This is a genomic window from Methanosarcina spelaei, from assembly GCF_002287235.1.
Classification (GTDB): Archaea; Halobacteriota; Methanosarcinia; order Methanosarcinales; family Methanosarcinaceae; genus Methanosarcina; species Methanosarcina spelaei.
The window spans coordinates 1-5,800 of the sequence record NZ_LMVP01000128.1; the positions used below are offsets into that span (position 1 = coordinate 1).

Genomic DNA, 5,800 nt, shown 5'->3' on the forward strand with positions numbered 1-5,800 from the left:
CCGGGGAAGTTTTCCATCCCCGCAGCAAGCTAGCGGGGTATTCGACTGAAATAAATTCTACATCTGTGTACATCTGCGGAATGTAGGTTAAATGTAAGCGGAAATTGATAAGAGGAATGGAATATAAACAGCTTTTACAATCGTAGATTCTACAAAAAGAGTCCTATTGTACCCATATTAAGAAATTAACTGAATGCTCTTTCCGTTTCGTCTAGAGTTTTTGTTATTAAAGACCTCAAAGAAGGAGCATCTTCAATCTCCATATCCCAAACAACCTCAAGATCAACAACGAAATAACCATACTACTTTGTCTCGAAATCAGGCCATATCTTTCCTTCTATAAATTTACGATATGTCTTGATAATTATATATAATTCTGTTGCAAAAAATATGAAATGATTCTCTGAAATTGTTTATTATAAAGAAAAAAGGTAAAGAGGCAGTTACAATTTACAGAAGTTTCATGACGCTACCTTATCAGGTGCATACAAAAGTTCGTAAAGTTTGCTTTATTTTTATTCATAGCTTTTGTGATAGAAGGAACAATCTATTTATAGGGTTACAAAGTTCTCCCACTACTATTGAATCTATAAAATATCCAGCCCTTGTAATTTATCCTGCTTTTGGCAGGTCGACATAAAAATCCATTCAATTTTTCTATTGATATCGTTTTTTTCAGAATTTTTGAAATTCAATTTAAATCAAAAATTACTAAATGTTAACCATAACATAATTAATATATATTTATAATAAATGAGCTAAAAGACAAATCATGCTGGATATATAACCCGCATGATTCTGTTTTTAACTTAACCTCTAAAAAATAACAATTAAGGATATTTAAATGTTAGGGTGTGCTTGCTGCCGAATGTAGGATTTATAGTACTACTCGATTAATTTCTTATACTAATGTTTATAATATTTTATGTTGTTATATATGCTAGTATAACGGTCAATAGCACAAAGTTATTAAGGTAAATAGTATTAAAGTAAGTTCTAGAAAAGCAACAAATCGAATCATCAAAGAAACTCTTTAGTATCTTTGAATTGCACTATAATTAACTCTAAAGAAGTGGTTGCTTATGGAAAAGTTAGTTAAAGTGATTATATATTTTATAGCACTCTGTTTTACAATTTTTATTATTGGTGTTCTACTTCTAGGTAGATAATGCTTTGAAATTATCCTATTGTTTTGAAGTTATCTCATTTTTCAACAAATAAGGTAGAAGATTACAGTATAATATAAACAACCTTTTGAAACTAGAAAAATAGCAAGGTTTTCAGATAAAACGAAGCCATTTTCTAAATGAAAATATTTTTTTAACTTTTTCCAAAAAAAGGAGAATTGGCAGGCCGACAAGTTGTGGATATTATTGGTGGTGTTTATTATTACTAGTTAGGAAAGTTAAAGGAGGAAATTTATTTTTCTAACAAGTAGATTAGTCAACCCGCCGGATTTACATAGAACTATAAGTATAAAAAACTATTGATAATTATTATTCAGTAACTATCTTACTGACAATTTCTCATCCAATAGTTTGGTTATCGGCAGTAATCCTGGATCACTGCATTTTCTTACCTGCTCTCTGGTAGCTCTTGCCTAATTTTTGTAAAATTATTCTGTATTCAAAAGTAATAATTTATCAGGCAGATCTGTCTATTTTTAGTAGATTTTCCTCTACAGGACGTGTGACACATAGATCAGATGCTAACCCACTTTCTTTTGTAATTGAGCGAAACCGCAGGATTATTTTTGCAACAAACCATATTAAATGTCTGAGTTTTGTCTAAAGAGTTTGATAACTATGTGTATATGCAGGAGCTGAATTTCATTATATTTTTGGATCCTTAAACGTTAAATAGAGAGTCTGAGATACGATTTATCATTACCGAAGTGCTCCATGCATGCTCGGTATCTGGAAAATCAAGGAATATTTTAACGGTTTAAAAGTTAAACAGTAGAGTGGTGGGATTATGGTATCAGTGAGTAAGAGATGGATTTTAGACAATGTTCAAATGTTGTACTGCACCAGTGGAGTACTTGACCTTGAAGATATCAAGGATTTCGAGGAACCTAAAGAGGGTTTTGAAACAAATCTGGGTCATAATGAAAAGCTGGAAATCGAGAAAGGGGAAAGAAGGGAAACGTTCCATATCTTTATTCCTGGCGGGTTTGGATGGGCTGAAGCATTCCCTTTCACTGCACACCCCGAAGAAACCAGTGAACATTAAGTTATTATAAAGAATGTTGATTTTGTACATATTCTATTCTGTGGTTACCATCTTTCTCGGTCTTTTGCTTTTAATTGCAGTGGTTCTCGGGATAAAAATAGCTGTTGCACAGAGATTCATTGTCAATCTAAGGCAGCGTGGTTGATTTTCTGTAAATTCAACACTTAAGCGGGGGGGAAGTCCCTTACTAAAAAGTATTTCTTTAGTTCTCCCTCCCTAAAAGGTAGACTGTTCTCTATTCCCTTATTTCACCACAGTAATGCAGACGAATTCAGGCAGCTTCAATTTGTTTTTACCTATTCCACTTAGTATTTTTATGGATAATTCATTGATCAGTGTTGATTTCAAAGTCCATTTTAGCTGTCATTTTATTTGCTTACTTCACCGGTGTCTCTACTGCTTTCCCTTTTCTTAGGGCAACAATAATTATTCTCAATAAACCTCATTCCTCTTCCATCTCCACCAAGTCGGAAAATTAGATTGGAACCACAGTTCGGACAGCTTGTGGGCCGATTCTGTTTGCCTTCTGGTTCCCACACGTGATCGCATTCTTTACAGATATAATCGACCTTGCATTCACCAGTACTAACGTATTCTCCTCCGGAAATCTCGATCGCTTTTCCATTGACAAGAGCATCAGCCACCTTCTGTCGTGCCTTTTGGAGGTCACTCCAGAAAGTTTTCCGTGATATTCCCATCCTGTCAGCAGCCTCATTCTGCTCTATCTTAAGAAGGTCGCAAAGACGAATAGCCTCAATCTCTTCTATGGATAGGTTGGTGATTTCCAGACAGCAAAGAGGAATTTCTCTGGGCTTGTAATAGGTGGCCTTTGGAAAACAAGATACTCTACGCTTAACTTTATTGACCATCAAATTACACTTAATATGATACGTAATAAATATCTATCGATCGATATATTTTACTTAAAGCATTTAAAAACTGATCTTTAACATCGTCGTTAAGGGATTGAGAGTAAACATGAATTACTATTCTACACAAAACCACTATAATCAATGGCAATATGCTTTCGAAATCGTTTCCTAAATATAATTTGGAAAACATTTCTGGTGCAAAGGGGAGCATGGAAAGGGGAATATAGAAAGGAAAATACAGAAAGGAGAATATCGAAAGAAAAATATATAAAGGAAAATATAGAAAGCGGAATATAGAAAGGGGAATATAGAAAGGGGAATACAGATATTTGAGAAATATCGCAGTACTTCATAATTTTTAGAACACGAAAAATTGAAGTCTATATCTCAGTTTGCTTCCTCCATCCTTTCGTACTTCTTCCATTAGTTTTCCGGCTGCTTTTTTTGGACAACGGAAATTATTCTCAATAAACCTCTTTCCTTTTCCGCCACTGCCTAATCGGAAAACTAGATCGAAATAACTGTTCGAAAATTTGTTGAGACTTTTGATATTTCATTCAACTCGATCGACTGTCAAAATACGCAAATGTGTAGTATTATATATAACTATCGTTACAATCTTTAACCCTTGATAAAATTGATAAGATCTGAGTTTGTTTTTATGATTTTGCATTTTAAATATGAAACCAATAACAATAAGTTTCTAATTGTATAAGATGTGATTCTAACTACGACGTTTACTTAACATTTTCGTATCATATGTCTTTTAGTCCTGAGATTGTTTTCTACCTTTTACACCTGATTTGACATAAAAGTTCTGCTAATTAATATACTTTCTTTTTATACCTTATTCGAATTAATTAATGTTATCTCCTTATGAAAAATAAGCACATAATGCCGTTTTTCATGATCTGCCACAGGTCAACGGTTCTTAAGAGTTTGTATATAATTTATACTAAGGATCGACTCTGTTCCAAAATCCAGTGATTTTCGTATTTTTTAATTGAAGACCTGAGTTAGCAAGAAGAGTCCAGTTATCATCAAAATCAATATTCGACATCTAAAGACTTCAATTTTTAAGTTATGTCACAAGGATTATGACTAATTACAAAACCTAGTGGTTTTGAAATTTAAATTCATCACTAGGTTTTGGTACTGAGTCTAAGGATCCTTATTTTTATATTCTCAAATCGAACAGAAATGAAAACTATATATATTACGTCGCTTATGTGTAATTTAGAGATTATCTGAAAAGTGCTGTGACCTACTGTAACTTCTACAATCAGCGATCACAAATGAACGGATTCCGGATAATAAACACTAATTGTCCAGTTGTAATTATACAACATGCGTCAAACTTTTCGGATAGTCTCTTAGATCTCATTTATTCTGAGATCACAACATTTACCATTAAAGGACTTGCCCACTTAAAATCGTAATAAGGCAGTAGACTCTCAACTCTTTAATAATCAAAGAGTTAACTGCTTACTTTTTTTATTTATTTTTTAACCGATCAAAAATGGAAACTATTTATACTGCGCGCTTATGTGTAATTTATACGTTTATCTGAAATGTGCTGTGACTTACTATAACTTTTACAATCGGTAGATCGCGAATGAATAGGTTCCGGACAATAACCACCAATTGCCCAGTTGTAAATTATACAGCATGCTTAGAACTTTTTGGATAGTCTCCAGGATTTCTTTTATTATCTGAGATCACAACGCTTCCTATTATAGAACTTATTCACTTGATGTCTAAAATCAAAGCTGCGCTGGCGCACCCCGCTGCAAGCAACGGGGTATGTTCGCGCCACCGCTCAAAATTCCGTTAAAGGAAGTAATAACCCCAAACTGTTTGGTTTGATCAGAAGTTAACAACCGAAAATGAAATTGATAAATAATATAGTCATCAACGGTTACCGGGGAAGTTTCCATCCCCGCAGCAAGCTAGCGGGGTATTCGACTGAAATAAAAGCGGTGAACTTCTATCTCTCTACAAGTTCATATTTCAACGCTTATTTCTATTTTTATATTTATACCGAACAAAAATGGAAGCTATTTATAACACGTCGCTTATGTGTAATTTAAGAGTTTATCTGAAAAGTGCTGTGACCTACTGTAACTTCTACAATCGGCAGATCATAAGTGAACGGATTCCGGATTATGAACACTAATTGTCTAATTGTAAATTTACAACGTGCATAGAACTTTTCGGATAGTCTCCAGGATCTCTTTTATTCTGAGATCACAACGCTTCCAATTATAGAACCTACTCACTTGATGTCTAAAATAAAGCAGTGAACTTCCAACTCTCTAAAAATTCAAGTTTAACTGCTTAGTTCTACTGTACTTGATTTTGTTTTGTGAGTGTGTAAATTCTATAATAAGTTAAAAACGACCTACTAAAAATGTCATTTAAATAGCTGGAACTTTCAAGCAGACGTCAATAATTGGATAATTGTTATCGGTATGCTAAATATCGTAAACACAATCGTCTGAAAAAGCGCCTTTAAACGTATTTAGGAGGTAAAGCTAAAATGAGTAAATTAACTACCGGGAGTTTTTCTATAGAAGATCTGGAATCCGTTCAGATCACTATCAATAATATTGTAGGAGCAGCAAAGGAGGTTGCCAAAGACGCAGAAGAAAAAGAGCTAGGACCAATGGGCCCGACTCCTCTTGCAAGCATGGCAG

2 protein-coding genes are annotated in these 5,800 nt (G+C 33.8%); one reads left to right on the forward strand and one right to left on the reverse strand.

What is annotated here, in order from left to right:
* Positions 1-1,974 precede the first annotated feature (1,974 nt).
* Positions 1,975-2,232, forward strand: coding sequence for a hypothetical protein (locus tag ASJ81_RS08345; protein WP_095644075.1), 258 nt, complete (start codon positions 1,975-1,977; stop codon positions 2,230-2,232).
* Positions 2,233-2,600: 368 nt separating this feature from the next.
* Here the strand turns inward: ASJ81_RS08345 and ASJ81_RS24775 are convergent, their stop codons facing one another.
* Positions 2,601-3,101 (reverse strand): DUF134 domain-containing protein, encoded by a 501-nt coding sequence (locus ASJ81_RS24775; RefSeq protein ID WP_095644076.1) that lies wholly within the window; start codon positions 3,099-3,101, stop codon positions 2,601-2,603.
* Between the last annotated feature and the right edge of the window lie 2,699 nt (positions 3,102-5,800).